The following is a 26,883-nucleotide window of genomic DNA, read 5'->3' on the forward strand; positions in this document are numbered from 1 at the left end:
CCGCCAGAATTCGCTCAAAGGAGCAATCCATGTCCAGCGTCCTCCCCACCCGCCTCGACACCGCGACGCCGTATCAGCGGCTCGAAGCGCTCGGCATCGTCCTGCCCCCGGCCCCGCCGCCGGTCGCCAATTTTGTCACCCATGTCTTCGAGGACAGGCTCCTGTTCCTCTCCGGCCAGGGCCCGCGCGAGGCGAGCGGCCATCTTCACACCGGCAAGGTCGGCGACGGCGTCACCGCCGAGGAGGCCTATGGCCACGCGCGGCTGACCGGCATCAACCTGATGCAGGTGATGCAGGAGGCGCTCGGCGATCTCGGCCGGGTGCGCCGCATCGTCAAGCTGCTCGGCATGGTCAACGCGGTTCCGCATTTCGCCGACCATCCGCAGGTCATCAACGGCTGCTCCGACCTCTTCATCGCCGTCTTCGGCGAGGCCGGGCGGCATGCCCGCTCGGCCGTCGGCTTCGGCTCGCTGCCGGGCGGCATCACCGTGGAGATCGAGGCGATCGTCGCGATCGATTGACCGCTCCCGTCATGCGCCCCGCCTTCCGATCAGCTCGACCGACTGCCGCCGAGCCGTGCCTCGATGCGGGCCGCTGCGGCCTGCACCGCCTCGGCATAGAGCGCCCGCGCCTCGGCGACCTTGAAGTCGGGCAGAACGACGGAAATGGTCGCCGCGCACTCCCGCTTGGCGTCGAGGATGGGCGCGGCGACGCAGGCGACGGAATAGGCCGATTCGCCCGCCTGGATCGACAGACGCTCGTGGATTGCCTGCGCCGACTGTGCCGACAGCGCGGCGGCGTCCATCTCGGCGCGGCCGGTCGGCGAGGATTTGGCGCAACGTCGGAAGATCGCGATGCGCTCGGCATCCGGCAGATGGCCGACGAGCAGCCGCCCCGAGGCGACCCAGTTCAGCGGCACGCGCGATCCGACGCGCGAAGTCACCTGGAAATGGTCCTTGCCCTCGGCCATGGCGAGCACGACCATCATGTCCTTGTCCCGCCCGCAGATCTGGATCGTCTCGCCGAGGCGCCGGTTGAGGTCGAGCATCTCCTCCTTGGCGATCGCCATCAGGTCGATCGAGCGCTCGTAGGCGAGGCCGTAATGGTAGAGCCGGGGGCCGAGCCAGACCGAGCCGTCCTCGCCGCGCACCAAGAGCTCCTTCGCCACGAGATCGTCGACGATGGTGTAGATGGTCGACAACGGCGCCTTCACCCGCTGCGCCAGGTCGTAGGCCGTCGCCGGCTTTCCCGTATCACGCAGCTGGTCGAGGATCTGCAGCGCCCGGTCGATGCCGCTGACACGCGAACGCTTCGGCCCGGCAGCTTCCTCCGGATCGTTCAGCGGGGCGGTGATTGCAGAGGCCATCGTCATTCCATTCGGTCGGATCGTCAGCCGATCATACCCGTCACACACCGACTGCAAAACCGGCTTGCCGGGTTCCAAGGGATTTAGCACATGAATGACATCCGTCTCGACCTCGGCCTGCGCCCGGTCATCAACGTCTCCGGCACCATGACCTCGCTCGGCGCCTCCATCGTCGTTCCTGCCGCGGTGGAGGCGATCACCCGCATGCTGCCGCAGTTCGTCGAGACCGGCGAGCTGCAGAAGCTGGCGAGCCGCACCATCGCCCGCCTCTGCGGCTCAGAGGCCGGCTTCGTCACCGCCTCCTGCGCCGCCGGCATCACGCTCGCCATCGCCGGAACCATGACCGGCGACGACCGCGCCGCCATCGAGCGCCTGCCCGACACCGCGCGCCTCCCCCGCGACGAGGTGGCGATCCAGGCCGGCCACATGGTCGGCTACGGCGCGCCGGTCGAGCAGGGCATCCGCCTCGCCGGCGCCAAGCCCGTGATGGTCGGCCAGGCGACCAGCGCCGAGGCTTACCAGCTGGACGGCGCGATCACCGAGCGGACGGCGGCGGCGCTCTATGTCGTCTCCCATCATACCGTGCAGTACGGCCAGATGACGCTCGAAGAATTCGTCGAGGTCGCGCATGCCCGCGGCGTGCCGGTCATCGTCGACGCCGCCTCGGAATACGACCTGAAGCGCTTTCTGGCCGCCGGCGCCGACATCGTCCTCTATTCCTCGCACAAGTTCCTGGGCGGGCCGACGGGCGGCATCGTCGCCGGCCGCAAGGACCTGGTGCGCGCCGCCTATCTGCAGAATTTGGGGATCGGCCGCGGCATGAAGGTCGGCAAGGAGGGCGTCGTCGGCACCATCGCCGCGCTCGAGGCCTGGGAGACGCGCGACCATGCCGGCATCCGCGCCCGCGAAACGGAGGCGCTCGGCCTGTGGCAGCAGGCGCTGGCGCCGTTCGCCGGCGTCAACGCGGTGATCGACCCCGACCCGACCGACAACCCGCTCGACCGGCTGAAGGTGCATGTCGACCCGGCTGCCGCCCACATCACCGCCTGGGATCTCGGGGACGCCCTGGCGTCGAACGCGCAGCCGGTGATCGTGCGCGACCACGAGGTCGAGCACGGCTATTTCTACCTCGACCCCTGCAACCTGCATCCCGGCCAGGCCGAGGTCGTCGCCGCCCGCCTCGGCGAGGAACTGGAAATCGCGCGCCGCTCCAACACGCCCATCGCCAGCGACTTTGCCGAGCGGCGCAAGCGCCGGGCCGTGAACCGCTGGCCGGACTGAACGTCCCCTCCGCCGCCCGTCATCGGGCAGGCCAATGACAGGAGGGGATGGCGGCGAACGCCCTGTTGCCATCCCCCGCTCTTCCTTGTTGGTTCGGCCCGAACGATTCGGGAACCCCCATGCTCTACGACGAACCATTTCTGCGGCAGTTGGAAGAAGGCCTTCGCGGTGCCCTTCCCGCCTGGGGCATGCCGCCCTCGGCCGGGCTGTCGCGCCTCGGCATCTCGGAAAACGCGCTGTTCCTGGCATCCGAAAGCGAGCGCCGGATCGTCCTGCGCGTCCACCGGCCGCACTATCACAGCGCCGCCGAGATCGCCTCGGAACTCGCCTGGATCGAGGCGCTGCGGGCCGCCGGCATCGTCGAGACGCCGGCCCCGATCCGCGCGCGCGATGGCGCCCTCATCGTCCGCTTCGATGCCGGCGGCAACCATCGGCTGGCGGTCGCCTTCGAGCACATGACCGGAAGCGAACCCGGCGGCGACCTCGTCCCCTGGTACGGCGAACTCGGCGCCATCAGCGCGCGGATGCATGTCCACGCCCGGGCCTGGCGCCGGCCGGCCGACTTCGTGCGCAAACGCTGGAATTTCGCCACCATCCTCGGCGATGCGGCGCACTGGGGCGACTGGCGCGCGGCGCCCGGCCTCGACGCTCCCGGCCTCGCCGTGCTGGAGCGCCTGTATGTTCACCTCCAGGCGGCGACGGCCGAATTCGGCGAGGGCGCCGACCGTTTCGGCCTCATCCATGGCGACATGCGCGCCGCCAATCTCCTCGTCGACGGCGACAGGCTCGGCGTCATCGATTTCGACGACTGCGGCCTTGGCTGGTTCGGCTATGATTTCGCCGCAGCGATCAGCTTCATCGAGCACGAGCCGGTGGTGCCGGAGCTCCAGGCGGCCTGGCTCGCCGGCTATCGCCGCGTCGCGCCGCTGGCGCCCGAGCAGGAGCGCGCTCTGCCGATGCTGGTGATGCTGCGCCGGATGCAACTCACCGCCTGGATCGCCTCGCACGCGGAAACGCCGACCGCGAAAAGCCTCGGCCCCGCCTTCACCGCGGGCACGGTGGACCTCGCCGAAGCCTATCTGTCATCCGGCATTGGGCGCGAGGCCGGCTAACCCTCGGCGGCAGGTGTTGCAGCCCGAAACCACCGGCGACAAAAACGTCTCCGCGGCCTTTCCGAACTGTCCAGCCGGGTTAGCTATGGGCTCAATCGATAGGCGACCCGGGAACTGCGCCCGTGCGAGGCATGAAGCGAGGGCAAATCCATTCTGTGTAGCGCCGCATCCCGCCTTTGTCCTGTGCCCATGCTGCTGCGCCCGGTCCGGCTTGTCCTGGCGATCGGTGCCGCCGTCGGTCTTTCCGGCTGCAACGGCGCGCAGTCGACCTTCGTCGATGCCGGCGCGGAGTCCGGCAGCGTCCTCGTCCTCTTCTGGATCATGCTCGCCGGCGCGACGCTGATCTGGCTGCTCGTCATCGGCCTCTCGGTCTATGTCACCAAGGTCAAGCCCGGCGCCCATGGCGAGCGGGCCGGCATCCGGCTGATCGTCTGGGGCGGCTGCGTCTTTCCCGTCGTCGTGCTCGGCGCTCTCCTGATGTACGGCCTGACCATGATGCCGGGCCTGCGCGGCGCCGCCGACGGTCCGGTCATTGCCGTCTCGGGCGAACGCTTCTGGTGGCGGGTGAATTATGGCGTCGAGGGCACGCCGGGCGTCGCCAAGGCGCTGCCGACAGGCGGCGTCGAAAGCGCCAACGAGCTCTATCTGCCGATCGGCCGGCGCTCGGAGATCCTTGTCGGCAGCCCTGACGTCATCCACTCCTTCTGGGTGCCCTCGATCGCCGGCAAGATGGACGCCATTCCCGGCCGGGTGAACCGGCTGGTGCTGGAGCCGACGCGCCTCGGCGTCTACAACGGCGTCTGCGCCGAATTCTGCGGCGAGGCGCACGCGCAGATGGGCTTTCGCGTCGTCGTCGTCTCCGAGGCGGACTATGCCGCCCGCGTCGCCGCAGAAGCGGCGCCGGCTTCGGTGCCCGACCATCCCGGCCGGCCCCTGTTCATGGCAAACGGCTGCGACGCCTGCCACACCGTACGCGGCACCGAGGCGGAAGGGCGCATCGGCCCGGACCTCACCCATCTCGGCAGCCGCAGGACGCTCGGCGCCGGCCTCCTGCCGATGACCGCCGACAACATCGCCCGCTTCGTCCGCGAGACCGACCACACCAAGCCCGGCGCCGAGATGCCGGCCTTCCCCGACCTGTCCGAGGCGGACGCTGCGGCCATCGCCGCCTGGCTCGGAGCCCTGACATGAGCAATGCCGAGGCGAAGGCGGCCGCCCTTGCCGCCGTCCACGCCGGTTCCCTCGATCCCGCGGAAGATGCCGCCATCCAGAAGGCGCAGGAAGCGCGGCTGGAAGCGGTCTGGGCCTCGCCAAAGGGCTGGCGCTACTGGTCGGATGTCAACAACACCTCGATCGGCATCTGGTACACCGCGACCTCCTTCGCCTTCATGCTGTTCGCCGGCGTGCTGGGGCTGATGATCCGCACCCAGCTCGCCGTGCCGGACAACGATTTCCTCACCGCCGCCTTCTACAACCAGGTCTACACGCTGCACGGCACGGCGATGATGTTCCTGTTCGCCGTCCCGGTCTTCGAGGCGGTGGCGATCATCATCCTGCCGCAGATGCTGGGCGCGCGCGACCTGCCCTTCCCCCGGCTCTCGGCCTTCGGCTACTGGTGCTTTCTGATCGGCGGCATCTTCGTCTGCGGCTCGCTGTTCTTCAATTCGGCGCCCGATTCCGGCTGGTTCATGTATCCGCCGCTGACCACCGAGGAGCGTTTCACCCCCGGCTACGGCGCCGACATCTGGCTGCTCGGCCTCTCCTTCATCGAGGTCGCCTCGATCGCCGCCGCCGTCGAGCTGATCGTCGGCACGCTGAAATGCCGCCCGCCCGGCATGCGGCTGAACCTGATGCCGCTCTACGCCTGGTATGTCCTGGTCGTGGCGACGATGATCCTCTTCGCCTTCCCGCCTTTGATCGCCGGCGACATCCTGTTCGAGCTGGAGCGCCTGTTCGACTGGCCCTTCTTCGATCCGACGCGCGGCGGCGACCCGATGCTGTGGCAGCACCTGTTCTGGATCTTCGGCCATCCGGAGGTCTACATCGTCTTCCTGCCGGCGATCGCGCTCTTGGCGATGATCGTGCCGACCTTCGCCCAGCGCTCGCTGCTCGGCTATTCCTGGATCGTGCTCGCCGCCGTCGGCACCGGCTTTTTGTCCTTCGGCCTGTGGGCCCACCACATGTTCACCACGGGCCTGCCCGGCATTTCGCTCGGCTTCTTCTCCGCCGCCTCCGAAGCGGTGGCGATCCCGACGGGCGTGCAGATCTTCGTCTTCCTGGCGACGCTGATGACCGGCCGGGTGATCTATTCGATCCCGATGCTCTTCGTCTCCGGGTCCCTGGCGATCTTCGTCCTCGGCGGCCTCACCGGCGTGATGGTGGCGATGGCGCCCTTCGACTGGCAGGCGCACGACACCTATTTCGTCGTCGCCCACCTGCATTACGTCCTGATCGGCGGCATGCTGTTTCCGCTGGTCGCCGGCGCCTACTACTACTTCCCCCTCGCCTTCAGCCGGCAGCTCTCGGCCCGTCTCGGCCGCTGGGCCTTCTGGCTGATGTTCGTCGGCTTCAACACGGCCTTCCTGCCGATGCACTGGTCGGGCCTCGTCGGCATGCCGCGAAGGGTCTGGACCTATCCCGAGGCGCTGGGTCTCGGCACCGCCAACATGATCTCCTCGATCGGCGCCTTCGTCTTCGCCGCCGGCTTCCTCGTCGTCGTCTTCGACGTGCTCAGGCCGCGCGGCAAGCAGCCTTACGCCCCGCGCAATCCCTGGAATGCCGGCACGCTGGAATGGCTCGCGGAAATGCCGGGCAGGGACTGGGGCGTGCGTTCGGTTCCGATTATCACCACGCGTTATCCGATCTGGGAGCAGGAAAACTTCGTCGAAAACTACGATGCCGGGCGCTTCTACATGCCCGATGCCGAGGAGATGAAGCGCGAGACCATGGTCACGGGCGTGCTCGACGCCGAGCCGATCCAGGTGCTCAGGGTGCCTGGCCCCAGCTTCATGCCGATGATCGCCGCCGTCGTCACCGGCGCCATGTTCATCCTCGCCACCTTCCACTACTGGACGGCGACCCTCGTCGCGCTCGTCCTGACGGTGGTTTCGATCCTCGTCTGGCTCTGGCGCGGCACGTCCTTCATTCCGGAAAAGCCGACAAAGGACGTCGGCCTCGGTCTGACCCTGCCGCTCTACGCCTCCGGGCCGGCTTCGGTCTCGTGGTGGGCGATGTTCATCACCATGACGGGTGACGCCACGGCCTTCTTCAGCCTCGTCTTCGGCTATTTCTTCTTCTTCACCATCCACGGCGATTTCCCGCCGCCGGGCGTCGATGGCCCGGGCCTCATCTGGCCGGCGATCTCGATCGGGCTCTTCGCCCTCGCCTGGGGCGCCGCCCGTCTCGCTCTGGTGTGGAACCGCGCCGGAAAGATCCTGTCGGCGCGCCTCGGCATGTCGGCCGGCGGCCTCCTGTCGCTCGGCGCCGGCGGCGCGCTGCTGTGGGCCCCCTATACGACCGGCCTCGAGCCGAGCGTCCACGTCTATCCCGCCATCGTCTGGACGCTGTGCATCTGGACGGCGCTGCATGCCGCGGTCGGATCGCTGATGCTGTTCTACTGCCTCGCCCGCTCGCTGCGCGGCCTCCTGACCCCCGAGCACGACATCGATATCCACAATGTCGCGCTCTACTGGCATTTCATGGGGGTGACGGCGCTGGTGACGGTGGCGACCATCGCGCTGTTCCCGCTGGCCTCGGGAGGCGCGTGATGGAGCTCTGGCGCGAAACCCGCGACACGCTGTGGACGCTGATCGCCACGCCGACGATCTGGGCCCTGCATTTCCTGTTCTGCTATTGCCTCGCCGCCTACGATTGCGCGCCGAACGACCGGATCTTCGAGTCGATCGGGGGCACCCGCATCGCCATCGCCGTGGCCACTGCCTTCTCGCTGGCCCTGATCGCCCTGATCGGCTTTCGCGCCTACCGGGAAGGGCGGGTGAAGGCGGGGACATTCCGGCACAGCGAGGACACGGCCGAGGACCGCGAACGCTTCCTGGAGTTTTCCAGCCTGCTCCTGGCCGCCCTGTCCTTCGTCGCAGTGGTCTTCGTCGCCATGCCGGCGCTCGTCTTCATGGACTGCCGATGACGGTCGCACCGCTCCTTTCCCCGTCGGCTTCGCCGCTGCGTCTCTGGCCGCTCTTCCTCGGGCTCGGCCTGCTCGCGGCGCTGTGGTTGGGACCGCTGCCGGAGCGCGCGCGCGGCTCGTTCGCGGCGCATATGGTGATGCACATGGGCATCGTCGCCGTTGCCGCGCCCCTCCTGGTGCTCGGCCTGTCCCGGCTCTGGCCGGCCCTCTTTCGCGGCATCCCGCCGCAATGGGCGCTGGCCGCCTCCTTCGCCGAATTCGCCGTCGTCTGGGGCTGGCACGCGCCGGCCTTGCACGATTCGGCCCGCGTCTCGACGCCCTTGCTCCTCGCCGAACAGGCCTCCTTCCTCCTCGCCGGCCTGTTCGTCTGGATGACCGCGCTCGGCACCGCGTCGAACGGCGGCGCGCTGGCGGCGCGGGCCGCGGGGGTCGCCGCGTTGCTCGTCACCTCGATGCACATGACGCTGCTCGGCGCCCTGCTGCTCTTCTCGCCGCGCCCGCTCTACGCCTGCGCCGATCTCTGCGCGCCGGCTGCCTCGATGACGCCGGTCGAGGATCAGGCGCTGGGCGGCGCGATCATGCTCGCCGTCGGCGGCATCAGCTATCTCGCCGGCGGCCTGATCCTGCTCGCCTCGGTGCTGCGGGGCCCGAGCGGGCGCGAGCCCGAAGCCGCCTTCGCCGATCGCGGCACGCCCAAGCCGGGGATGGCCGCATGAAAATCGCCTTCACCCTGACCTGGAAGAAGGTTCTAGCTCTCGTCGCCGCCGGCGTCCTCGCCGCGCTCGCCGTCGGCTGGTCCGGCCTCGTCTCGATCGCCGCCTCGTCGGGCCACTACTCGCCGGTCGCCTGGTTCCTGCACTGGACCATGCGCAACGCCGTGACGACGCAGGCGATGAGCGTCGAGGTGCCGGAAGGTCTCAACCTGTCCGATCCCGCTCTCGTCCAGCGCGCCGCCGGGCATTTCGCCACCCAGTGTGCCTTCTGCCATGGCGCGCCCGGCGTCGCGCAGTCCGGCGTGGCGCAGGCGATGATGCCGCCGCCGCCGCGGCTGGAGGAAAGGGTCGGGCGCTGGCGCGACCGCGAGCTGTTCTGGATCGTCCAGAACGGCATCAAATATTCCGGCATGCCGGCCTGGATCGACCAGGAGCGTCCCGACGAGGCCTGGGCGATGGTCGCCTTCCTGCGCGCTCTGCCATCGATGACGCCCGCGACCTATGCCGAACGGGCGCTCGGCGGCACCGATACCGAAGCGCCGCTGCCAGTCGGCGGCGCCAGCACGGCATTGACCGCCGCGGTGGAGACCGCCATCGAGGATTGCGCCCGCTGCCACGGCCGCGACGGCCGCGGCGCGGCGCTCCCGGACGGCATCACGGCGGGGGCGGTGCCCATCATCGCCGGCCAGCCCGAGGCCTATCTCGCCGAGACGCTGCGCGCCTTTGCCGCCGGCGGACGCCAGAGCGGCATCATGGAAGCAGCGGCGCATCGCTATGACGACGACATTCTCGGCGCCCTCGCCCGGCACTATGCCGCCCAGCCGGCCCAGGCGCCGGCTGCGGCCGTCGCCGCGGGCCGGGCTTCCCCCGCCGGCCTGGATGCACCGGCGCCCCCCGGATCAGACCTTGCCGCGACGCGGGCGGCTCTGGCGGATGTCGTCCCGGACTCCGCGGCCTACGGCGCGCCCTACGACCGGCCGGGCCTCCTGGATCTCGGGCGCCGGATGGCGACCGAAGGCTTTCCGGCGCGCAAGCTGCCGTCCTGCGACACCTGTCACGGCCCGGCCACCGACGCCACCGGTGCGCGCACGCCCTACCCATACCTCGCGGGCCAGCCGGCCTGGTACATCGCGACACATCTGGAACTCTGGCGCGAGGGCAAGCGCGGCGGCACCGCCCGCGCCCACCTGATGGACAAGATCGCGATCCATCTGACCGACGAGCAGATCGCCGCCGTCTCCGCCTGGTACGAGTCGCAACCCGCTGGTCCGCGCGCCGACTGACGTCGGGACGCGAGCGAGACGCGCAAAAGGCCGGTCACGCGGCCCCTGCGTCGATACCTGCACGCGCGAAGATGCTCCGGGGTCGGCCGGGCGGGGCCGAAGGTCGCACCGCGTCACCGACGGGAACGCTTCGGGCAACGGGAGGTTATTCGATCAGCCAGCAGCCCCAAGGGCTTGCCACTCATCCAAGGAAGACATTATGGCCGATCCGCACGTTTTTTCCCGGAACTCGGCGACGGAGGACGACCGGGTACCGGCGGCGGGCCAGACGCCGCGCCCTTCCGACACCCTGGTCGGGTCGAAGGACTCGCCCGATCCGGACTATCATCCGGAAGCCCTGGCCAATGCCGTCACCGACAGCGAGGCGGGCGCGATCCCGGACAATGACGAGGGCGGCATCACGCCGCTGAAGCGGCGCGACTGAGCCGCGACTTTTCGGTGCGGGGATACAACCCCGCACCCAGACAATCCTGCCGCCATCGATGACGTCGAACAGGTCATCTCCGCCCCTCGGTGAGCGGAGATGACCGGCGCCCTCACAGAGTGGGTTCGAACAGCCGTTCCTGCGACAGTGTAAACACAACCGTGTATGCGCTGAGGCGGCCTTCGCGCAGATCCTCCGGGGCGTGAAGGTGGTTGGAATACACCGGCTCGGCCCCGGCCAGCCCCTGTGCCGCGCTGCCGATCGCCCAGGTCTCGTCGGTCAGATTGGCGAAAAGGCTGTAGAAGCGCCCGTCCGCCAGGGGCCAGGACACGGCGAACTTGCGCCCATCGACCATGGCAGCCCCGCCGCCGCCCGGAATGTCGGCCAACAACGGCATCAACACATCGCGGCGGACACGCAGCAGATTGCTCGTCACCTGGAAGCAGCGCTTGTGCGTCGGCATCCTGAGCAGATCCCAGTCGAGCTTGGAGACGATGAAGGTCGATTCATCGTTCGGATCGGGAAAGACCTCCGCCGCCTGCGGGTCCTCGAAGGCGGAGAAGCTGCTGAATTCGAGCTTGCGTCCCTGGCTGACGGCGCTGCCGAGTTCGCCGTGGAAGTCGGTGAAGTAGCAGAACGGCGTCGTGTCGCCGAATTCGTCGCCCTGGAACATCAGCGGGATCTGCGGCGACAGGAGCAGGATTGCCTGCAGGCAGTCGAAGGCGCGCACCGAGGACAGGAATTTCAGCCGGTCGCCGAAGGCGCGGTTGCCGATCTGGTCATGGTTCTGGATGAAGTTGACGAAGGCGGTCGGCGGCAGGTGGCCGGAAGGCGAGCCGATCGCCTTTTCGCGGTGACGCGACATTTCGCCCTGGTAGACGAAGCCAGTGGCGAGGCTTTTCGCCATCTGGGCGGCGCTATCGAACGCGTAGTCCTCGTAATACCCCTCCTGCTCGGCGACCGCGAGGACATGGGCCGTGTGGTGGAAATCGTCGTTCCACTCGCCCGAGACCAGCGGGATCGAGCAGTCTTCGCCGCGCTCGATATGCCAGGTGATGTTGCGGTCGTCCTCCGTCGTGATGTGGACATGGCGGTCGGTGATCACTTCGCGCACCCGCGCGGCCAGTTCCCGCACGAGCGGAACGTCGGTCGTATCCTTGATGGAATCGATCGCGTCGAGACGCAGGCCGTCGATCCGGAACTCCTCCAGCCAATAGAGCGCATTCTCGATCATGAACTGGCGCACCGGCTCCAGATCGTAGGCGATCGCCGGCCCCCAAGGGGTCGACACCTCGGAATGGTAGAACTCGGGCGCGTAGGCGGGCAGATGGTTTCCCTCGGGGCCGAAGTGATTGTAGACGACGTCGAGGAAGACCATGAGCCCGCGCTGGTGCGCGGCATCGACGAGCTGCTTCAGCCCTTCCGGGCCACCATAGACCTGGTGCGGGCAGTACAACAGCACGCCGTCATAGCCCCAGCCCCGCTGGCCGCTGAACTGGGCGATGGGCAGAAGCTCGATCGCGGTGATGCCGGTGGCGACGAGATGGTCGAGCCGGGCGATGATCGCCTCAAAAGTCCCCTCGGGCGTGAAGGTGCCGACATGCATCTCGTAGAAGACGCATTCGTGCCAGGGCCTGCCCTTCCAGTCCGCCGTCGTCCAGCCGAAAGTCTCGGGATCGATCAGGCGCGACAGCCAGTGCACATCGCCCATCTGGGCGCGCGCCGCGGGATCGGCAACCAGCCTGCCGCCGTCGACGCGAAAACCGTAGCCGGCGCCTGGCTGCACCAGGTCGGTGGTGATCTCCCACCAGCCGTCATCCCCGCGCTGCATCATCCGGTATTCCACGGGCCCAATGGCCGAACCCGTCGTGTAGCCCAGCTCGACACTTCTGGCCCCGGGCGCCCAGAGCGTGAAACGCGTGCCCGACGGATCAAAGCGGGCTCCCCAACGCGTATCGAAGGCAAACCTGCCAAGCGTCATGTCAACTCTCCTGTCGTGAAAGGGTAGGAAGGATCAGGCGGCATCGCCGAAGCGCCGTGGGGCCCCTCGTTTCGCAAGCCAAAATTTCATGCAAACAGGCGTAGCCGCCTCGGAACAGCGCGGCAGAGGCGCGGTCGGAACCGATGCCGGTCAACAGCCGGGGACGAGCGCGACCACCGGGAAGATCGCCGCGCCCGGCGATGGGGGCTCTCGCCGTGGCGACACAATTGCCACAGCCTCGAGGACCCCCGGGTCGATCAGCCCATGATGGGCTTCAAAGCCGCCTGGCAGGCCGCCTCGTCGCCCGCATCGGCCGCAGTCTGGGCCTTTTCGAGGGCCGCCGTCGTCTCGGCAGCACTCGCCGCGGGAGACTGCCCCGTCTGCTGCGCGGCCGCATCCTGACTCGACGTCGCGATCTGAGGATCGGTTCCGCCTGCGGCCGACGCCATCGGCGCGGTGCTGCCGTCCTTCGACACCTCGCCGGAGGCGGTCGCCTGGCCTGGCGTCGTGGTGGTGCCGCCGGCCGTCGCCGCCGTGTCCGAGGCCCCCGCGCCGGCTGTCGTTTCCGTGGCGGTGCTATCGGCCGAACCGAGCGGCGCCACGCTGCCGTCCTTGGAGATCGGACCAGTGCTCGGCGCGGTCGCCGAACCGGCCGGGGCCTCGAAGTTCGTGGTCTGGCCACCATCAGGGGTAGTCGAGGCCGTCGTCTCCTTGGCCCGAAGCGAGGCGATGTCGGCCGCACAATCGGCGAAGGCCGGCGCCGCGAAGGCCGTCATGCCCGCCGCGGCAACGAGAAGCGAAATGCGTGTCATCCCAGTCATCCTTTGTTATTGCCCACCAGACGGAAACTGCCTGTTCCCGATAGAGTTCCTGAAGGGAAGCGCGGCTACAGATTTGCCTGCCCCCTCAAGAGGATCGTCGCGCCCGGCCTGCCTCGGCCGGGCGCGACGGGCGCTCACTCTTCGTCCGGAGCGTCTGGCGCAGCAGAGACGAAGTGCACCTTGTCGATCGACGCCTGTAGAAACGTCTCGCTGACATGGACGAAGGACCGTCGGGCCGTCTCCGTCGATGCGTCGCCGACGGCGGGCTCGAGCAGGAAGACCAGGAAGGACCGGCCCGTGACCATGTATTCGGTGCCGAAGGCGAACGGCGCCAGTTCTTCGCGGTCCGGCAGGTTGGTGTCGATCACGCAACGCCAGCGACGACCGCCCGGCGCCTCCGGCAGCACGAAGTTCACCACGTCGTGGTGGGCGTTCAGGATCATCAGCATGGTCGCATCGTTGCCGGGGCGGCGGATGCCTTCCGACTGGGCGCGGCCGTCAAGCAGCACGCCGAAGCAGCGGGTGCCGGCATCGCTCCATTCGGCCGCCGACATCTCCTCGCCCGACGTCGCCAGCCAGGCGACGTCCTTGACGCCCAACTCCTCGTCATAGGTGCCGTGCAGGAAGCGGCCGCGCCGCAGCATCGGCAGCGACTGGCGGATCATGATCAGCTTCTTGACGAATTCGGCGAGGCCCACGCCCTCGGCCGTCACGTCCCAGTCGATCCAGCCGATCTCGTTGTCCTGGGCGTAGGCATTGTTGTTGCCGTTCTGGGTGCGGGCGAACTCGTCGCCGGCCAGGATCATCGGCGTGCCGCGCGAGAACATCAGCGTCGCGAAGAAGTTGCGCAGCTGGCGGAAGCGCAGTTCGTTCAGGTCCGGATCGTCCGACAGGCCCTCGACGCCGTAATTGTTCGAGAGATTGTGGGAATGGCCGTCGCGGTTGTCCTCGCCATTGGCCTCGTTGTGCTTGTCATTGTAGCAGACGAGGTCGTGCAGGGTGAAACCGTCATGCGCGGTGAGAAAGTTTACCGAAGCCCAGGGCTTGCGCCCGCGCTTGTCGAAGAGATCGGCCGAGGCGCTGATCTTCGAGACGACGGCGGCAACCTTGCCCTCGTCGCCGCGCCAGAAGGAGCGGATGGTGTCGCGGTAACCGTCGTTCCATTCCGCCCAGCCGGGTGGGAAGCGGCCGACCTGATAGCCGCCCGGGCCACAGTCCCAAGGCTCGGCGATCAGCTTCACCTGGCTCAGCAGCGGGTCCTGCTGGCAGGCGTGCAGGAAGCTCGACTCCTCGCTGAACCCGTTCGGCTCGCGGGCGAGGATCGTCGCCAGATCGAAGCGGAAGCCGTCGACGCGCATCTCACCCGCCCAGTAGCGCAGGCTGTCGGTGACCATCTGCATCACCCTGGGATGGCTGGTGTTGACGGTGTTCCCGGTGCCGGTGTCGTTGATGTAGTAGCGCGGATTGTCCGGCATCAGCCGGTAATAGCTGGCATTGTCGATGCCCTTGAACGACAGGGTCGGCCCGTTCTCGTTGCCTTCGGCGGTGTGGTTGTAGACGACGTCGAGGATGACCTCGATGCCGGCATGGTGGAAGGTCGAGACCATTTCCTTGAATTCGTTGACGAAGGGGCTGGCGAGGTATCGCGGATCGGGCGCGAAGAAGCCGAGCGTGTTGTAGCCCCAGTAGTTCCTGAGCCCCTTTTCGACGAGATAGCTGTCGTCGACGAAGGAGTGGACGGGCAGAAACTCGACCGAGGTGACGCCGAGGCTGCGGATATAGGCGATGACATCCGGGTTCATCAGCCCGGCGAACTTGCCCCGGTCGGCATCGGTGACCGAAGGGTGGCGCTGCGTGAATCCCTTGACATGCGTCTCGTAGAAGATCGTGCGCTCCCACGGGATCTTCGGCCGGCGCTCGTCGCCCCAGGTGAAGGCCTCGTCGACGACGCGCGCCTTCGGCACGAAGGCGGCGCTGTCGCGCTCGTCATAGGAAAGATCGCCGTCGGCCGAGCCGATGGTGTAGCCGAACAGCGCCGGGTCCCACTTCACCTCGCCGAGATGCTGCTTGGCATAGGGGTCGAGCAGCAGCTTGTTGGGGTTGAAGCGGTGGCCGACGTCGGGCTCGTAGGGTCCATGGACGCGGTAGCCATAGACCTGGCCCGGCCGTGCCTCGGGCAGATAGCCGTGGAACACCTCGCTGGTGTATTCCGGCAGCTCAATGCGCTCGACCTCCTTTTCGCCGAGGAGGTCGAAAAGGCAGAGCTCGACCTTGGTGGCATTGGCCGAGAACAGCGCGAAATTGACGCCGCGGCCGTCCCAAGTCGCGCCGAGCGGAAAGGGACTGCCGGTTTCGATGCGGGAGCGGCGACCGCCGTGAGAGGAAGGCGTGCTGCGGGCGAAGGGGGACTGGCTCAAGGGGGAACTCGTCGTGGGAGGGATCTCCCTCATGAAGTTCCCGGCCGGGGCTTGGTTCCCGCGTCATGTGCGGCGCAATGCCCCTTGGCGAAGGGCCTGGCCGGTCCCGGTGGCGCCCGCGCCCGCGTCTGAGGCAGCGTCTCGCCCGGCAGGCCATTTCCGCTGGCTCTGAAGACCGGAAACAGGGAGTTAGAGGGCGCGCAAAACTCCTCCGGCTACGCTTTGCCACCCACCGAGAAAATCCCGTCCTGGTAGCGGCGCAGGGCCAGAAGCGCCGATGTCTCGGCCATGTCGATATCGCCGAGACCGATCGGCTGCCCGGCCGCGACGGGCCGGACCAGGCGCCTGTCGGCAACCAGATAATAGGGCGCGGCGCGATCGGCCGCGAGCGGCCCGGCCGGGTGGAGCGCCGCGCCGACACCCTCGATCGTGTGGTGATGGCCGACGGCCGAGAGCAGCGTCCCGGCCGCCAGGTCGGCCTCGGCGATAGCGACCAGGTCTAGGCGCGGCAGCGGGCGCTCGGCGCCGCTCGACGTGCCGCGCAGCGCGACCTCCAGGATGCTCGTGGCCGCTTCCAGGCCGAGCAGGTGGCGGGGGATGTAGAGCATGGCCGTACGGCCGTTGCGCGACAGGATGTGGCCTTTCTCCCGCAGCATCTCCCAGCTCGCGCCGTCGCGGCAGCGGACCACGACGAAGACGCCGCCGGCAAAGCTGATCTCGCCGGGAAGGCGCAGGCAGTGGAAGACGTCGATCCGCCGCTCGCCGGAAAGGATGCCGCCGTCCTCGACCGTCGAGAACACGCTGGCGACCTCGCCGGTGCGCAGGATCGGGCAGTGCAGCGCCGGCACGTCGGGAATGAGGTCGACGGCATTGGCCGCGACGCCGAGCTCGCAGAGGTCGGGAACCGCGCGCTGCGGCAATGCGGCAGCGGCCTTTGCCCGCGCGGCGACCATGGCGCCCGCTGGATGGTCGCCGAGATCGAGGAGGTCTCCGAAGCCGGGGGCGTCCACCGTCGTGCCGTTGCTGCTGAGCTTCCCCGTCGCCGGATCGTACGAAAAGTCGTATTCGCTGGATTTGCCGGCGGCGACGATGTCGAAGCCGAGCACCTCGGCCCAGGTGACGAGCCCGATCAGGAGGCTCGGCTGGTCGCCGTCGACCGGGGTGACGATGACGCCGTTGGCGGCGGCGAGACGCGCCAGGCCGGGGCCGACGACGCTGTCGACCTCCTTCGACACCAGCGCGACATGGCGCTTCGCCTCGATGGCGAGACGCGCGTGCCGGGCGCCGGCCTCGGGATGGCCGGTCGCCTCGACGACGACGTCGATCGGCAGGTGCAGGACCACGGACAGATCGCCGGCGGCGATGAAATGTCCGGCGTCCCAGGCGGCGGTCGCCGCGGCCGCGTCGCCGCATTCGGCGATCGAGGTATGCGCGATGCCGACGGCGCGAAGGGCGGCCGCGGCCGCCGCCGCGGTGACGTCGACGGCGACGCGGACATTCATCAGGGGCACGTGCAGCCCTTGCGCGATGAAGGAACGGCCGAAGCCGCCGGTGCCGACGACGCAGGTCTCGACGATGCGCCCGTCGGCCCGGAAATAGCTGTGATGGTTCATCCGTTCAGCTCTCGATCGGGGTGCGGGACCGGCGCAGGCCGATGGCCTTGGAGAGGAGCGGCCAGACCAGCATGGCGACGCCGAGGGTCATGATCGTGGCGACCAGCGGGTTCGACCAGAACACCAGCAGCGAGCCTTCCGACATCAGCAGCGACTGGCGGAAGGCGGCCTCCGCCTTGGCGCCCAGCACCATGGCGAGGACCAGCGGCGCGATCGGATATTCCAGTTTCTTGAAGAGATAGCCGAGCACGCCGAAGCCGAGCAGCAGCCAGAAGTCGAAGGTGGCGTTGGCCACCTGGTAGACGCCGGTCATGATCACCGCGACGATGATCGGGCCGATGATGGCGAAAGGCACGCGCAGGATCGAGGCGTAGAGCGGCACGGTGGCGAGCACCAGGATGACGGCGACGACATTGCCGAGATACATCGAGGCGACGAGGCTCCAGACGAAGTCCGGTCGGTTGATGAACAGCATCGGCCCAGGCGTCAGGCCCCAGATCATCAGGCCGCCCATCATCACCGCGGCGGTGGCGGAGCCGGGAATGCCGAGCGCCAGCATCGGCAGGAGGGCCGAGGTGCCGGCCGAGTGGTCGGCGGTCTCCGGCGCGACGATGCCGCGCGGATCGCCCTTGCCGAACTCAGACTGGTCGCGGGCGAAGCGCCGGGCAAAACCGTAGCTCATGAAGGAGGCCGCCGTCGGCCCGCCCGGGGTGATGCCCATCCAGATGCCGATGAAGATCGAGCGGATCATCAGCGCCCAATAGCGGGGCATTTCCTTCAGCGTCTTGAACACATCCGCGGCCCGGACGCGGGCGGAGATCCCCTTGAAGGAGAGGCCCTCCTCCATGGTCAGCATCAGTTCGCCGATGCCGAACAGACCCATGACAGCGATGAGGAAGCTGACGCCCTTGATGAGATCCGTCACGCCGAAAGTCAGCCGCATGCCGCCGGACATGGTGTCCATGCCGACGGTGGCGAAGGCGAAGCCCAGCATCATCGAGACCAGCGTCTTGAACGGCGGGTTCGCGCTCATGCCGATGAAGCTGGCGAAGGCGAGAAAATAGACGCCGAAGAATTCCGGCGAGGAGAAGCGCAGCGCAAAGCCGGCCACCCAGCCGGAGAGCAGCGTGATCATCACCACGCCGGCCAGGGCCCCGATGCCGGCGGAGACGAAGGCGAGCGTCAGCGCCCGCGTCGCCTGGCCCTGCCGCGCCATGGGGTAACCGTCGAAGGTGGTGGCGACAGAGGATGGCTCGCCGGGAATGTTGAACAGGATGGAGGTGGTCGAGCCGCCGAACAGCGCGCCCCAGTACATGCAGGAGAGGAGGATGATCGCCGAGATCGGGTCCATGGTGAAGGTCAGCGGCAGGAGCAGCGACACGCCGTTCGGGGCGCCGAGCCCCGGCAGCACGCCGACCAGCACGCCCAGCATGACCCCGACCATCATGATCATCAGGTGATAGGTGCTGAGAACGGTGGCAAAGCCGTCCATCAGGTGGCCGAGATTGTCAGTCATGTCATCCCCTCCCAGGAGCCGGACTCTGGTTCGGCAGGCAGCGCAGGGCGCCGACGGACGCGCCGTGTCAGTAGATGCCGAACATCGCTTCGACGGGGCCCTTGAGCAGGGGAACCTGGAAGCCGATTTCGAAGATCAGGTAGAAGGCGACGGCGACGCAAAGGCCCGAGAGAACCGAGAGCCACCAGGCGTATTTGCCCTGGAAGATCATCGCCGTGGCGATGTAGAGCGCCGTCCCGACGTAAAGGCCGACGAAGACCGACAGCACGGCGAAGGCGACCACCGGCAGGAAGAAGGAGGCGACGCGGTTGAGGCGCTGGCGATCGAGGAAGACCTCGCCGACATGGTGCTCCAGGATGACGGCCCGCCCGAGATTGACGAGGCTGCCCAGCGTGATCAGGACACCGATCCAGAACGGGAAATAGCCCGAGGCCGGGCCGGTCTCCTCCCAGGCGATGCCGAGCTGCCAGGAGCCGTAGCAGACGGCGACGCCGATGCCGCCGGTCAGGCACGCCGTGGCGATTTCCATCGCATGCCGCGACAGGCCTCTGCCGTGATCCGAATTGTCCATGACCGCCTCGCTGAAGATGGAACGGCCGGACGGCGGATGCCGCCCGGCCGCGAGAAGCCTTACTTGACGAGCCAGCCTTCGCGCTCGAGCACCTCGACGACCCGCTTGGTGTCCTTCTCGGCGTAGTCGGCAAAATCCTCGCCGGCGATGAACTCGCCGCTCTGGGCGGTCTTGGTGATGTACTCTGCCCATTCCGGCGTTTCCGACACCTTCTTCAACACGTCGCGGTAATAGGTCACCACCTCGTCGTCGACGCCGGCCGGCAGCCAGACGGTGCGCGGCATGCGGTAGGTGTCAATGGCGATCCCGGCTTCCTTGCAGGTCTGGATGTCGTGCCAGCCCTTGCCGTCATAGACCGGCTCGCTCTTGGGTAGACGCTCGGTGCGGAAGACGCAGAGCGGCTTGACGAGGCCGGCTTCCCACTGGCCGCGGTTTTCGTTGGGATTGTTGACATTGGCGTCGATGTGGCCGCCGGCGAGCTGGGTCAGCGCCTCGCCGCCACCGTTGAAGGGGATGTAGCGGAACTTCACCCCGGTCGCCTCGGACAGCATGGAGACCAGGATCTGGTCGGTGTCCTTGGACTGACTGCCGCCGATCTGCATGTTGCCGGTCTTGGCCGCGGCGATAAAAGCGGCGGCATCGTTGATCTCGGACTTGCCGTTCGCCCAGATCAGGAATTCGTCGAGGGCGAGCGCCGCCACCGGAATGAGATCGTCGGCCTTGTAGGGCATCTTGGCGACGTTCGGCAGGAGGTACTCGTTGTTGGTGCCGAAGGTGAGCTTGTGGACGTCGCCTGCATGCGCGGCGGTGTAGGCAAAGCCTTCCGCGCCGGAGCCGCCGCCCTTGTTGGTGACGATCACCGAGGTCTTCATCAGCTCGTGCTTGCCGATGATCATCTGAATGGTGCGGGCAAACGTGTCGGTGCCGCCGCCGGGGCCGGAGGTGACGACGAACTCGACCGGACGGCTGGGCTCGAAGGCCTGGGCCGGCAGCGCGACGCCGAGTGCGAGCGTCGCTGCCAGTGTCATGGATTTCAGCATTGTCATTCCTCCCTGGTGAAAATTCTGGCCGCCCTGGTTATCCCGTGGGTCGGCCGCTCTCAGTCGGCCGTCAGCGCGGCGCAGACCCTTCCTCGCGGGCGCGGCGCGCCATCCGGGCTGCGAGCAGCACCGCTTCGCGCGAGGCGCCGACATCGGCGATGCCCTGGCCGGCGATGTCGTAGGCGGTGCCGTGCGCCGGCGTGCAGAGCGGGAAGGGCAAGCCGCCCATCATGGTCACGCCCTTGTCGAAGCCCATCATCTTCATCGCGATCTGGCCCTGGTCATGATACATGGTCAGCACCGCGTGAAAGCCTTCCTTGACCGCGCGCAGGAAGACGGTGTCGGCGGGAAACGGCCCCTCGACGTCGAAGCCCATGGCCTTGGCGCGCTCGACGGCGGGCTCGATCACCTCGATCTCCTCCATGCCGAAACTGCCGCCGTCGCCGGCATGCGGATTGAGACCGGCCACCGCGATCCGGGGATTCTCGATGCCGGCCTGCCGGAGGCAGGTCGCCGTCAGGTCCAGCTCGGCGAGAATGGCTTCCTCGGTGATGGCGGCGGAGACGGCCGAGAGCGGAATGTGCGAGGTGACGCGGGCATTCCAGATCTGTTCCAGGACGTTGAATTCGCGCGCCTTGCCGTTGAAGGACAGGACGTCCGAGACGAAGCGCAGCTCGTCGTCATAGCCGGGATAGGCGTAGCGCATCGCCTTCTTGTTGAAGGGCGTGAAGCAGACCGCCGCCACCTCCCCGCGCTGCGCCATTTCCAGGCCGAAGCGGAAATTCTGGGTCGCGAAGGCGCCGCCGGCCAGCGTCGCCTCGCCGCGGCTGACATTTTCCGGCGACAGGTTCTGGAGGTCGATGAACAGCGGCTTGTCGGAGCGCGGGGACGTCTCCGACGTATCCGTCGTGACATCGAGGTCGAGCTCGATGCCGGCGATGCGGGCGCCGTCCTCGATCAGGCGGCGGTCGCCGACGACGACGAAGTGCACCGATTCGGCGAGGTCGCGCTCCCCGAGCAGCCGGGCGGCGAGCTCGGAGCTGACCCCGGAGGGATCGCCCATCACGAGCGCCATCACCATCCGGTCGGACCGAGCCTGAAGATTTGCCGTCGGCGCCATCGCAGCGTCCTCCCAGATGCCATTGACTGATCGCGACGCTAGCGACGAAGGATCGCAGTGGCAAGCATTTTGTATTCGGTATACAAAATTATATGAGCACTGATGCGGCGGCGGGATGTTCCCGGACGGGCCGCGTGTTAGTTCAAATGACCCTCACGCCTAAGGTGCGGACTTATGGATACCGACAGCCCGACATTTGCCGCCGACCTGAAGCCCTCGGGGACGATTTCCCGCCAGTCTCTGCACGGCGAGATCGTCAACCGCCTGCGCGACATGATCATCGAGGGGGAACTCGTGCCGGGGGCCCGCATCCACGAGGCGCAGATGGGCGCCCAGCTCGGCGTCTCCCGGACGCCGCTGCGCGAGGCGCTGAAATATCTGGCGAGCGAGGGCCTGGTGGAGCTGGTCCCGAGCAAGGGCGCCGTGGTCAAGCGCTTCGGCGCCAAGGAGGTCCAGGACATGCTCCTCGTCGTCAAGGCGATGGAGGAACTCGCCGGCGCGCTGGCCTGCAAGAACGGCAGCGATGCCGACATTGCCGAGGTGCGCCGCCTGCACGACGCGATGATGCGCGCCTATGCGAAGGGCGACCGCCTGGAATATTTCAAGCTCAACCAGAACATCCACACGGCGATCGTGGCGGCGTCGGACAATCTGGCCCTGATCAATCTCCACGCCCTCCTGCAGTCCCGGCTGAAGCGGGTCCGCTTCATCGGGCATGAGGGGCCGGCGAAATGGGCAGCGGCCGTCGCCGAGCACGAGGACATGATCAAGGCGCTGGAGGCGCGCGATCCCGTCACCCTCTCGGCGGTGCTCGGCACGCATCTGGAAAACGCCTGGTTCCGCGTGAAGGAGCAGTGGGACGACGCGCCCGCCTGAGGCACGCGACGTCAGTCGGCGTGCGCCTGGCCGAGATAGAGGCTGGCGGCGCGCTCGTCGTCGAGAAGCGCGCGCGCCGGGCCCGTGAGGGCGACTTTGCCGATATCGAGGATGTAGCCGATGTCGGAGATGGCGAGCGCCTGACGGGCCCGCTGCTCGATCAGGAGCACGGCGGTTCCCTCGCCGGCGAGGCCCGCGATCCGCCGAAAGCTCTCCTCGACAAGAACCGGCGACAGCGCCGCCGTCGGCTCGTCGAGGACGACGAGGCGCGGCCGCGTCATCAGCGCGCGGGCGAAGGCCAGTTGCTGGCGCTCGCCGCCCGACAGGCTGCCGGCCCGGGCCTTGCGCCGCTCGGCCAGCGCCGGGAACAGCGCGAAGAGTTCGGCGATCCGGCCCTTCCGATCCTTGACGCCCTCCACGACCTCAAGGTTTTCGAGCACCGTCAGCGGCGCGAAGACGTTGGCGACCTGCGGCACGTAGCCGACGCCGAGCGCGGCGCGCTTCTCGGCCGGGACGCCGAGGAGATCGGTGCCGTCGAGCAGGATCCGCCCGCCGACCCGCGGCAGGAGGCCGACCACGGCCTTGGCGAGGGTCGACTTGCCCGCGCCGTTGGTGCCGGCGATGGTGACCACCTGCCCGGCGTCGACGATGACGTCGATGCCGTTGAGGATGTCGACCTCGGAATAGCCGCCGGTCAGCGCCTCGATCGAGAGCAGGCTCATGACAGACCTCCGAGATAGGCTTCTCGCACGGAAGGATCGGCCAGCACCGCGGCCGGTTGGCCGCTGGCGATCAGCCGGCCGCGATCCATGACGTGCAGCGTCCCGACGAGGCGCGAAAGCGCCCCCAGATCGTGCTCGATCAGCAGGAAGCCAATGCCCTGCCGGTTGAGCTCGCGCACCCTTTCGGAGATCTCCTCGATCAGCACCGGATTCACGCCGGCGAAGGGCTCGTCGAGGAGGATCGTCCGCGCCCCGGTCATCAACGCCCGACCGAGTTCGACGAGCTTCTTCTGCCCGCCCGAGAGGTTGCCGGCCGAGACGTCGGCGACGCGCGCGAGATTGAGGAAGTCGAGGAGGTGGTCGACCTTGTCGCGCAGGGCCGCCTCTTCGCGCCGGACACGGCCGGGCGCGAAGAACAGCGGGATCAGCGTCTCGCCGGCCTGCGCCGGGGCGGCCGCCATCAGATTTTCGCGCACGGTGAGATGGGAGAATTCGCGCGGCACCTGAAAAGTCCTGACGAGGCCGCGCCGCGCCCGCTCGGTCGGGCCCATGCGCCGCAGCGACTGGCCCTCGAAGCTGACATCGCCGCCATCGGCGTCGAGAAAGCCGGTGATGATCGAGAACAGGGTCGACTTGCCGGCGCCGTTCGGCCCGATCAGCCCGACGAGATCGCCGGTCGGGACGCTGAAGCTGACGTCGTCGGTGACGCGCACCGCGCCATAGGATTTCGAGAGATTGCTGACGTCGAGACTCATCGCTTGGTGAAGTCTCCCATGAGGCCCTGCGGGCGGTAGAGGGTGAAGAGGACGAGGACCAGCCCGACCACGAAGATGCGGATCTCGGCCATGGCAGCGCCCGAGACGAAGGGGAAGACGTCCGGCAGGAAGCGCGATCCTTCCAGGATCACCATGAGCACGATCGTGCCGACGACCGCGCCGGAGATCTTGCCGGCGCCGCCGAGGATCATCGCCATCCAGATCTGGAAGGTCACGAGCGGGATGAACTGGTCGGGCGCGACATAGCCGACATAATGGGCATAGAAGCTGCCGCCGACGGCCGCGAGCCCGGCGCCGACCATCAGCACCTGCGTCTTGAAGCGGGCCGGATCCTTGCCGAGCGCGCGCACCGCCTCTTCATTGTCGCGGATCGCCCCGATCATCCGGCCGAAAGGCGAGCGGACGATGCGGCGCATGGCGAGCACCACCGCGAGGTTGACGAGGAGCAGCGTGCCGAGGACGAGCAGCGGCTGCAGCGTACGCGACTCGGCGAAGGCGAACAGTCGGGGGACGCCGGGAATGCCCTGCACGCCGTTTGTCAGCTCCTGCTCGCTGATGACGACGACGCGCACGACTTCCGAAAAGCCGAGCGTGGCGATGGCAAAATAGTCGTCGCGCAGGCGCAGCGCGATCAGGCCGATCGGCCAGGCGGCGGCGATGGAAAGAAGCGCTCCGACGGCAAAGCCGAGAACGATCGGATAGCCCATCGTGGTGAGGATGGCGGAGGCATAGGCGCCGATGGCGAAGAAGCCGACCACGCCGAAATTGGTGAGCCCCGTCAGGCCGTACTGGAGGTTCAGCCCCAGCGTCAGCAGCGTGTAGATCGCGACGAAGATCGCGATGGCGAGAAAATAGGCTTCCATCAGCGGGCTCCATCCTGGCGGCCGAACAGGCCGCGCGGTCGCAGGAGAAGGACGAGCATGAGAACGACGAAGGAGATGGCGATCTTGTAGGTGAAGCCGACGAAGGGCGTCGCCAGTTCCTGCACGACGCCGAGGAGCACGCCGGCGACCACCGCGCCGAGCGGGTGGCCGATGCCGCCCAGCACCGCCGCCGCGAAGGCGGGCAGCAGCATGTTCCAGCCCATGTCGGGCGTCACCACCGTCTTCATGCCGAGGATCAGCCCGGCCATGGCCGACACCGCGCCGGCCAGCGCCCAGAGCGCCAGCATGACGCGCACCGGATTGATGCCGGAAACGCGCGCCAGATCCGGATCCGCCGCGACCGCCCGCATCCGCCGGCCGATCGCGGTCATGTTGAGAATGAGGAAGACCAGGACGAGCGTCGCCACCGTCACGGCGGCGAGCTTCAGGTCGGTCGGCTGGACCCGGAGGTCGAAGATCAGCATCGGGCGCGTCAGCGGCAGGCTGAACACTTTTGGCTGCTGGCCGTTGACCAGCCCGATCAGCGATCGAACCATGAAGCCGACACCGATCGAGGCGAGCAGGGACATCACCGGATTGCGGTTGGCCAGCGTCCGGAACACCAGGAGATACAGCGCGACGTTGAGGAGAATGCCGGCGAGGAGCGCGGCCGCGCCGCCGAGCACCATCGAGCCGGTGGCGCCGGCACCGGCCAGCGCTGCATAGGCGCTGAGCGACATGACGTCGCCGGTCGCGGCATTGGGAAAGCGCGCCACGCCGAAGACGAGGGTGACGGCCAGGGCACCCAGCCCGATCACCAGGCCGGACATCAGTCCGGACAGGAGAAGGTCGAAGAAGCTTGTCATGGGTCCCGCAATTCGATGGTGTGCCGAGGCGGCGATGGGGCGCGATGGTCCGGCGACCGGCGGGAGGGCCGGTCGCCAGGCTGCGGGGCCGCGGTCGGGCCGTCAGATCTCGACGACGTATTTCCGCGCGAAGGCGCCACCCTCGATGAAGAAGGCGCCGAAGTCCGGCGTCACGTCGCCGTATTCGTCGAGGTCGAGCGCCGAGGAGGCGCCGTCGTAGTTGATCGACTTGCCGGCCTTCAGCGCGTCGCGGCCTGCCACGAAGCTGGTGACGACCTCGCCGTCCGGTCCTGACACGTCGATGATCTTGGCGTTGATCGCGGCGTTGTCGGCGCCCTCGCCGGCGGCCTCGATCGCCAGCGCCAGGAGGATCATCATGTCGTAGGTCATGGCGGCATAGGCATTGGCGGCGCCCGGCTCGCCCATTTCCTTCTGGTAGAGCGCGTCATAGGCGGCGAAGGCGGGCGAGCCCTCGTTTGGAATGCTCTCCACGGTGATCACATTGGCCAGCACCTCTTCGCCCAGCATGGCGACCGTGTCGGCGTTGAAGGCCCAGCCGGGGATGATGAACTTGTTGGTGGCGCCGCTCTGGAACCATTCGCGCAGGATGATGGCGGTGTCGGCGACGTAGGAGCCCATCACGATGACGTCGGGCTCGCCGTCCAGAACGCTCTGCAGCTCCGAACGGTAGCTCGGCTGGTTCGGCTCGTAGACGACCGCCTTGTCGACCGTGCCGCCGGCGGCGGTCCAGGCCTTGGTGAAGCCCTCGGTGTTGCCGATGCCCGAGGCGTTGTTGAAGGCCATGGTCGCGGGCTTCTTGAAGCCCTCGCGCTTGGCGATCTCGGCAAAGGCCCGGCCGAAACGGTCGTTCGTCGCCTGGAAGCGGTAGGAGAGATTCTTGGCATTGGCCGGGGCAACCGACAAAGCGGGGGCGCCGGAGGTGTTCATCAGGATGGCGCCGGCATCATTGGTCAGCGGGATCACCGCCAGCGAGACGCCGGACGACCAGGTGCCGAGAACGGCCTGCACCCGGTTGACCTCGATCAGCTTCTTGGCGGCCAGCACGGCCGCCTGCGGCTGCGTCTGCGTGTCGTCGGAGAAGACGGTAATCTGCCGCCCGGCGGCGCCGCCGGCGGCGTTCACCTCGGCAGCCGCCGCCACGATCATCTTCTGCATGCCCGTCCCGAAGGTCGCGCCGGCCCCGGTGATCGGGCAGAGCGCGCCGACGCGGTATTCGGCGTCCTGCGCGAAGGCCATGCGCGGGAGCATGCCCGCCAGCGTGGTGGTGGCCATCATCTGCAGGGCCTGACGTCTGTCGATCTTCATGACTGTCACCTTCGAGAGGGTTGGGGAGGCGGAGGCGCGATGCTGGACGATC

24 protein-coding genes are annotated in these 26,883 nt (G+C 67.9%); 10 read left to right on the forward strand and 14 right to left on the reverse strand.

Features of this window, described 5'->3' with window-relative positions; all coding sequences use genetic code 11:
* The first annotated feature begins 29 nt into the window (after positions 1 to 29).
* Positions 30 to 521 (forward strand): RidA family protein, encoded by a 492-nt coding sequence (locus tag IEX88_RS20205; protein ID WP_188854246.1) that lies wholly within the window; start codon positions 30 to 32, stop codon positions 519 to 521.
* A 29-nt stretch (positions 522 to 550) separates the two neighbouring features.
* On the opposite strand, the gene IEX88_RS20210 is transcribed toward IEX88_RS20205, so the two are convergent.
* A complete protein-coding gene (locus tag IEX88_RS20210; protein ID WP_188854248.1) occupies positions 551 to 1,372 on the reverse strand; it encodes an IclR family transcriptional regulator in 822 nt (273 codons plus the stop codon).
* An 84-nt stretch (positions 1,373 to 1,456) separates the two neighbouring features.
* On the opposite strand from IEX88_RS20210, the gene IEX88_RS20215 reads away from it, so the two are divergent.
* The 8 genes from IEX88_RS20215 to IEX88_RS20250 all read left to right on the forward strand — a co-directional run bounded on the left by IEX88_RS20215 (position 1,457) and on the right by IEX88_RS20250 (position 10,323).
* A complete protein-coding gene (locus IEX88_RS20215) occupies positions 1,457 to 2,647 on the forward strand; it encodes an aminotransferase class V-fold PLP-dependent enzyme (RefSeq protein ID WP_188854249.1) in 1,191 nt (396 codons plus the stop codon).
* 119 nt (positions 2,648 to 2,766) lie between these two features.
* Positions 2,767 to 3,759 carry a phosphotransferase enzyme family protein gene (locus IEX88_RS20220; protein ID WP_188854251.1) on the forward strand — a complete coding sequence of 331 codons (993 nt, stop codon included), beginning with the start codon at positions 2,767 to 2,769 and terminating at the stop codon, positions 3,757 to 3,759.
* A gap of 189 nt (positions 3,760 to 3,948) precedes the next feature.
* On the forward strand, positions 3,949 to 4,950 hold the full coding sequence (locus IEX88_RS20225; RefSeq protein WP_188854254.1) for a cytochrome c oxidase subunit II: 1,002 nt from the start codon (positions 3,949 to 3,951) through the stop codon (positions 4,948 to 4,950).
* Entirely contained in the window at positions 4,947 to 7,526 is a 2,580-nt protein-coding gene (gene ctaD / locus IEX88_RS20230) for a cytochrome c oxidase subunit I (protein ID WP_188854256.1), read from the forward strand. Before IEX88_RS20225 ends, ctaD begins: the two co-directional genes overlap by 4 nt.
* Complete coding sequence (locus tag IEX88_RS20235) at positions 7,526 to 7,903, forward strand: hypothetical protein (protein WP_188854258.1); 378 nt, start codon at positions 7,526 to 7,528, stop codon at positions 7,901 to 7,903. The genes ctaD and IEX88_RS20235 overlap by 1 nt, the downstream gene beginning before the upstream one ends.
* Positions 7,900 to 8,619, forward strand: coding sequence for a cytochrome c oxidase assembly protein (locus IEX88_RS20240; protein WP_188854260.1), 720 nt, complete (start codon positions 7,900 to 7,902; stop codon positions 8,617 to 8,619). The genes IEX88_RS20235 and IEX88_RS20240 overlap by 4 nt, the downstream gene beginning before the upstream one ends.
* Positions 8,616 to 9,899, forward strand: a complete 1,284-nt coding sequence (locus IEX88_RS20245) for a c-type cytochrome (protein ID WP_188854262.1) — start codon at positions 8,616 to 8,618, stop codon at positions 9,897 to 9,899. The genes IEX88_RS20240 and IEX88_RS20245 overlap by 4 nt, the downstream gene beginning before the upstream one ends.
* Positions 9,900 to 10,098: 199 nt before the next feature.
* A complete protein-coding gene (locus IEX88_RS20250) occupies positions 10,099 to 10,323 on the forward strand; it encodes a hypothetical protein (protein WP_188854265.1) in 225 nt (74 codons plus the stop codon).
* A 112-nt stretch (positions 10,324 to 10,435) separates the two neighbouring features.
* Here IEX88_RS20250 and treZ read toward each other — a convergent pair whose 3' ends face one another.
* The 8 genes from treZ to IEX88_RS20290 all read right to left on the reverse strand — a co-directional run bounded on the left by treZ (position 10,436) and on the right by IEX88_RS20290 (position 21,402).
* On the reverse strand, positions 10,436 to 12,304 hold the full coding sequence (gene treZ, locus IEX88_RS20255) for a malto-oligosyltrehalose trehalohydrolase (protein ID WP_188854267.1): 1,869 nt from the start codon (positions 12,302 to 12,304) through the stop codon (positions 10,436 to 10,438).
* Between the two features lie 257 nt (positions 12,305 to 12,561).
* On the reverse strand, positions 12,562 to 13,116 hold the full coding sequence (locus IEX88_RS20260) for a hypothetical protein (protein ID WP_188854269.1): 555 nt from the start codon (positions 13,114 to 13,116) through the stop codon (positions 12,562 to 12,564).
* A 143-nt stretch (positions 13,117 to 13,259) separates the two neighbouring features.
* A complete protein-coding gene (gene glgX / locus IEX88_RS20265; RefSeq protein ID WP_188854271.1) occupies positions 13,260 to 15,575 on the reverse strand; it encodes a glycogen debranching protein GlgX in 2,316 nt (771 codons plus the stop codon).
* A 182-nt stretch (positions 15,576 to 15,757) separates the two neighbouring features.
* Positions 15,758 to 17,155: a flagellar biosynthesis protein FlgA gene (locus tag IEX88_RS20270; protein WP_188854273.1), complete on the reverse strand. Its 1,398-nt coding sequence runs from the start codon at positions 17,153 to 17,155 to the stop codon at positions 15,758 to 15,760.
* A 4-nt stretch (positions 17,156 to 17,159) separates the two neighbouring features.
* A complete protein-coding gene (locus IEX88_RS20275; protein WP_188854275.1) occupies positions 17,160 to 18,671 on the reverse strand; it encodes a tripartite tricarboxylate transporter permease in 1,512 nt (503 codons plus the stop codon).
* Positions 18,672 to 18,738: 67 nt separating this feature from the next.
* Positions 18,739 to 19,242: a tripartite tricarboxylate transporter TctB family protein gene (locus IEX88_RS20280; RefSeq protein ID WP_188854276.1), complete on the reverse strand. Its 504-nt coding sequence runs from the start codon at positions 19,240 to 19,242 to the stop codon at positions 18,739 to 18,741.
* A gap of 59 nt (positions 19,243 to 19,301) precedes the next feature.
* A complete protein-coding gene (locus tag IEX88_RS20285; protein ID WP_188854278.1) occupies positions 19,302 to 20,282 on the reverse strand; it encodes a Bug family tripartite tricarboxylate transporter substrate binding protein in 981 nt (326 codons plus the stop codon).
* Between the two features lie 70 nt (positions 20,283 to 20,352).
* On the reverse strand, positions 20,353 to 21,402 hold the full coding sequence (locus tag IEX88_RS20290; RefSeq protein WP_188854280.1) for a 4-hydroxythreonine-4-phosphate dehydrogenase PdxA: 1,050 nt from the start codon (positions 21,400 to 21,402) through the stop codon (positions 20,353 to 20,355).
* A 174-nt stretch (positions 21,403 to 21,576) separates the two neighbouring features.
* On the opposite strand from IEX88_RS20290, the gene IEX88_RS20295 reads away from it, so the two are divergent.
* Positions 21,577 to 22,278 (forward strand): GntR family transcriptional regulator, encoded by a 702-nt coding sequence (locus tag IEX88_RS20295; protein ID WP_188854282.1) that lies wholly within the window; start codon positions 21,577 to 21,579, stop codon positions 22,276 to 22,278.
* 11 nt (positions 22,279 to 22,289) lie between these two features.
* Here IEX88_RS20295 and IEX88_RS20300 read toward each other — a convergent pair whose 3' ends face one another.
* The 5 genes from IEX88_RS20300 to IEX88_RS20320 all read right to left on the reverse strand — a co-directional run bounded on the left by IEX88_RS20300 (position 22,290) and on the right by IEX88_RS20320 (position 26,831).
* Positions 22,290 to 23,000 (reverse strand): ABC transporter ATP-binding protein, encoded by a 711-nt coding sequence (locus IEX88_RS20300; RefSeq protein WP_188854284.1) that lies wholly within the window; start codon positions 22,998 to 23,000, stop codon positions 22,290 to 22,292.
* Positions 22,997 to 23,755 carry an ABC transporter ATP-binding protein gene (locus tag IEX88_RS20305; RefSeq protein WP_188854286.1) on the reverse strand — a complete coding sequence of 253 codons (759 nt, stop codon included), beginning with the start codon at positions 23,753 to 23,755 and terminating at the stop codon, positions 22,997 to 22,999. Before IEX88_RS20305 ends, IEX88_RS20300 begins: the two co-directional genes overlap by 4 nt.
* On the reverse strand, positions 23,752 to 24,639 hold the full coding sequence (locus IEX88_RS20310) for a branched-chain amino acid ABC transporter permease (protein WP_188854288.1): 888 nt from the start codon (positions 24,637 to 24,639) through the stop codon (positions 23,752 to 23,754). The genes IEX88_RS20305 and IEX88_RS20310 overlap by 4 nt, the downstream gene beginning before the upstream one ends.
* Positions 24,639 to 25,505, reverse strand: coding sequence for a branched-chain amino acid ABC transporter permease (locus IEX88_RS20315; protein ID WP_188854290.1), 867 nt, complete (start codon positions 25,503 to 25,505; stop codon positions 24,639 to 24,641). The genes IEX88_RS20310 and IEX88_RS20315 overlap by 1 nt, the downstream gene beginning before the upstream one ends.
* Positions 25,506 to 25,607: 102 nt before the next feature.
* Complete coding sequence (locus IEX88_RS20320; protein WP_188854292.1) at positions 25,608 to 26,831, reverse strand: ABC transporter substrate-binding protein; 1,224 nt, start codon at positions 26,829 to 26,831, stop codon at positions 25,608 to 25,610.
* Positions 26,832 to 26,883 lie beyond the last annotated feature (52 nt).

This window comes from Aureimonas glaciei (assembly GCF_014643375.1).
Classification (GTDB): domain Bacteria; phylum Pseudomonadota; class Alphaproteobacteria; order Rhizobiales; family Rhizobiaceae; genus Plantimonas; species Plantimonas glaciei.

What these genes read in the sequence shown, in the direction of transcription:
- IEX88_RS20205 (WP_188854246.1), top strand. Translation starts at nt 30, where the DNA reads ATGTCCAGCGTCCTCCCCACCCGCCTCGACACCGCGACGCCGTATCAG.
- IEX88_RS20210 (WP_188854248.1), bottom strand. Translation starts at nt 1,372, where the DNA reads ATGACGATGGCCTCTGCAATCACCGCCCCGCTGAACGATCCGGAGGAA.
- IEX88_RS20215 (WP_188854249.1), top strand. Translation starts at nt 1,457, where the DNA reads ATGAATGACATCCGTCTCGACCTCGGCCTGCGCCCGGTCATCAACGTC.
- IEX88_RS20220 (WP_188854251.1), top strand. Translation starts at nt 2,767, where the DNA reads ATGCTCTACGACGAACCATTTCTGCGGCAGTTGGAAGAAGGCCTTCGC.
- IEX88_RS20225 (WP_188854254.1), top strand. Translation starts at nt 3,949, where the DNA reads ATGCTGCTGCGCCCGGTCCGGCTTGTCCTGGCGATCGGTGCCGCCGTC.
- ctaD (WP_188854256.1), top strand. Translation starts at nt 4,947, where the DNA reads ATGAGCAATGCCGAGGCGAAGGCGGCCGCCCTTGCCGCCGTCCACGCC.
- IEX88_RS20235 (WP_188854258.1), top strand. Translation starts at nt 7,526, where the DNA reads ATGGAGCTCTGGCGCGAAACCCGCGACACGCTGTGGACGCTGATCGCC.
- IEX88_RS20240 (WP_188854260.1), top strand. Translation starts at nt 7,900, where the DNA reads ATGACGGTCGCACCGCTCCTTTCCCCGTCGGCTTCGCCGCTGCGTCTC.
- IEX88_RS20245 (WP_188854262.1), top strand. Translation starts at nt 8,616, where the DNA reads ATGAAAATCGCCTTCACCCTGACCTGGAAGAAGGTTCTAGCTCTCGTC.
- IEX88_RS20250 (WP_188854265.1), top strand. Translation starts at nt 10,099, where the DNA reads ATGGCCGATCCGCACGTTTTTTCCCGGAACTCGGCGACGGAGGACGAC.
- treZ (WP_188854267.1), bottom strand. Translation starts at nt 12,304, where the DNA reads ATGACGCTTGGCAGGTTTGCCTTCGATACGCGTTGGGGAGCCCGCTTT.
- IEX88_RS20260 (WP_188854269.1), bottom strand. Translation starts at nt 13,116, where the DNA reads ATGACACGCATTTCGCTTCTCGTTGCCGCGGCGGGCATGACGGCCTTC.
- glgX (WP_188854271.1), bottom strand. Translation starts at nt 15,575, where the DNA reads ATGAGGGAGATCCCTCCCACGACGAGTTCCCCCTTGAGCCAGTCCCCC.
- IEX88_RS20270 (WP_188854273.1), bottom strand. Translation starts at nt 17,155, where the DNA reads ATGAACCATCACAGCTATTTCCGGGCCGACGGGCGCATCGTCGAGACC.
- IEX88_RS20275 (WP_188854275.1), bottom strand. Translation starts at nt 18,671, where the DNA reads ATGACTGACAATCTCGGCCACCTGATGGACGGCTTTGCCACCGTTCTC.
- IEX88_RS20280 (WP_188854276.1), bottom strand. Translation starts at nt 19,242, where the DNA reads ATGGACAATTCGGATCACGGCAGAGGCCTGTCGCGGCATGCGATGGAA.
- IEX88_RS20285 (WP_188854278.1), bottom strand. Translation starts at nt 20,282, where the DNA reads ATGCTGAAATCCATGACACTGGCAGCGACGCTCGCACTCGGCGTCGCG.
- IEX88_RS20290 (WP_188854280.1), bottom strand. Translation starts at nt 21,402, where the DNA reads ATGGCGCCGACGGCAAATCTTCAGGCTCGGTCCGACCGGATGGTGATG.
- IEX88_RS20295 (WP_188854282.1), top strand. Translation starts at nt 21,577, where the DNA reads ATGGATACCGACAGCCCGACATTTGCCGCCGACCTGAAGCCCTCGGGG.
- IEX88_RS20300 (WP_188854284.1), bottom strand. Translation starts at nt 23,000, where the DNA reads ATGAGCCTGCTCTCGATCGAGGCGCTGACCGGCGGCTATTCCGAGGTC.
- IEX88_RS20305 (WP_188854286.1), bottom strand. Translation starts at nt 23,755, where the DNA reads ATGAGTCTCGACGTCAGCAATCTCTCGAAATCCTATGGCGCGGTGCGC.
- IEX88_RS20310 (WP_188854288.1), bottom strand. Translation starts at nt 24,639, where the DNA reads ATGGAAGCCTATTTTCTCGCCATCGCGATCTTCGTCGCGATCTACACG.
- IEX88_RS20315 (WP_188854290.1), bottom strand. Translation starts at nt 25,505, where the DNA reads ATGACAAGCTTCTTCGACCTTCTCCTGTCCGGACTGATGTCCGGCCTG.
- IEX88_RS20320 (WP_188854292.1), bottom strand. Translation starts at nt 26,831, where the DNA reads ATGAAGATCGACAGACGTCAGGCCCTGCAGATGATGGCCACCACCACG.